The organism is Aerococcus sp. L_32, from assembly GCF_050689315.1.
The window spans coordinates 1-1987 of sequence record NZ_JBOEQF010000356.1 but is presented as its reverse complement, the minus strand read 5'-3'; the positions used below and the strand labels follow the sequence as shown (position 1 = coordinate 1987).

The window sequence follows — 1987 nt, the reverse complement described above, 5'->3', positions numbered from 1 at the left end:
TGGTATGATTAAATTTTTTAGGAGATGTAAATATGATTACAACAAACGATTTTAAAACAGGCTTAACTATTCAAGATAATGGTAACTTATTCCGTGTTGTTGAGTTTCAACATGTTAAACCAGGTAAAGGGTCTGCTTTCGTGCGTTCAAAATTAAAAAACTTACGTACAGGTGCATTATTAGATAAGACTTGGCGTGCAGGTGAAAAAGTAGAAACTGCTCATATCGAAAACCGTGACATGCAATACTTATACGCTGATGGCGATACTCACGTATTCATGGATAACGAAACTTACGAACAAACTGAAATTCCTGCTAACCAAATCCAAGACGAATTAAAATTCATGTTAGAAAATATGGAAGTTAAAATCATCACTTTTGGTGCTGAGGTATTAGGTGTTGAATTACCTAAGACAGTTGAATTAGTTGTTAAAGAAACAGAACCGGGTATCAAAGGTGATACTGCTTCAGGTGGTTCTAAACCTGCTACTATGGAAACAGGTGTAGTTGTTAACGTACCATTCTTTGTTAACGCTGGTGACAAATTAGTAATCAATACTTCTAACGGTGGAGAGTACATTTCACGCGCGTAATTTGAGATAAGGAGTGAACGACAATGGCTGATAAAATTGAAGCATACAAGCATAATCAAGTGCAAGCTACCGGTGCAATTGAAATTGCTCCTCAAGTAATCGAAAATATTGCTGCAGCGACGGCCTTGCAAAGCAAAGGTGTTCGAGCAATTAAACGTGCTAACAAGACAATTCAAGATGTTTTCCAACGCGATGCCGGAGTAATTCTTTATCAAAATAATCGAAATGAAATGGTATTAGATATGTCTGTAGAATTATATTTTGGGACTGCTGTAATTGCAGTCGCACAAAATATTCAATCACAGGTAATTGACCAAGTGAAGTACATGACAGATATTACGATTGATGTCGTAAACGTACATGTAACAAACTTGTATATGGAAAAAGCAAGTAAATAAATCGTATTAAGGGGAACAAGTATGAAATTAGGGTTATCACAAATTAGAGAACTCGCTGTATTAATATCTTATGAACAAGAGTTCAATCCACAACTTTCTTTGGAAAGTGCCTTCAATCATATCCTACAAAACCACAAGAAATTGGGTCAAAAGGTGAATTTTGAGGAATTAACTGAAGAAGAATTTATTGAGTATGAAAATCATGCAATCAAGTTGAAAGATAGTATTGAGAATTTTTCAGCTAAAAATCATTTTGATAAATTACCGGATGTTACTGAAGATGTGACTGTTCCCGCTTATTTACGTACATTAGTAGAAGGTGTTAAAGCAAATCGCTTTGAGATTGACCAAATGATAGATAACCATATCCATGGTAATTGGTCAGTGCAACGACTAGAATTAGTGAATCTACAAATTCTACGAGTAGCTGTGTTCGAATTACTATTTACCGATGAAGAAACGGTTCCCCGCGTAGTAGCGGTTAATGAAGCAATTGAATTAGCTAAATTATATTCGGACGACCGTGCACGTAAATTTATTAACGGGATCTTATCAAACGTCCTAGCTGAATTAAAAGCCAGCGCGAATGGCGATGTTAAACCAGTAGAGACTGTTGATATTGATACTATTGAAGAGGGCGAAACAGACTTAGACAGTGAATAGTCAGCTGAATAATCGTTTTGTGTGCAAGAGACCGGGACCTGAGTCCCGGTTTTTTAAATGTATATAGGTATAATTTAATTATATTGCCACTACAATACTGTTAATATGGCTCAACTTTCGATATACTTGTTACATTACATTATGGATAAGGTGGGCAATTATGATAGAAATTCGTTCCAAAGAATATGTTAAAGTTCAAACTGAGTTATTGAAACAAAGAGTAAGTGAATTAAAAGATAAAGGCATTCACCCTAAAATAGTCATTATTCTTTGTGGTGATGATGAAGCGAGTGCATCATATGCACGAACTAAAACTAGATTTGCTGACAAAAT

The 1987-nt window shown here is 35.3% G+C and carries 3 protein-coding genes; all 3 read left to right on the top strand.

What is annotated here, in order from left to right; genetic code table 11:
* The first annotated feature begins 32 nt into the window (after window positions 1-32).
* Genes efp through nusB form a run of 3 tightly spaced genes read left to right on the top strand, consistent with a single transcriptional unit; the run spans window position 33 to window position 1654 of the window.
* Window positions 33-593, top strand: a complete 561-nt coding sequence (efp, locus tag ACRCJ0_RS12870) for an elongation factor P (RefSeq protein ID WP_016897019.1) — start codon at window positions 33-35, stop codon at window positions 591-593.
* Window positions 594-616: 23 nt separating this feature from the next.
* Window positions 617-991, top strand: coding sequence for an Asp23/Gls24 family envelope stress response protein (locus tag ACRCJ0_RS12865; protein WP_026466155.1), 375 nt, complete (start codon window positions 617-619; stop codon window positions 989-991).
* A 21-nt stretch (window positions 992-1012) separates the two neighbouring features.
* On the top strand, window positions 1013-1654 hold the full coding sequence (nusB, locus tag ACRCJ0_RS12860) for a transcription antitermination factor NusB (protein ID WP_417893796.1): 642 nt from the start codon (window positions 1013-1015) through the stop codon (window positions 1652-1654).
* Window positions 1655-1987: the final 333 nt, after the last annotated feature.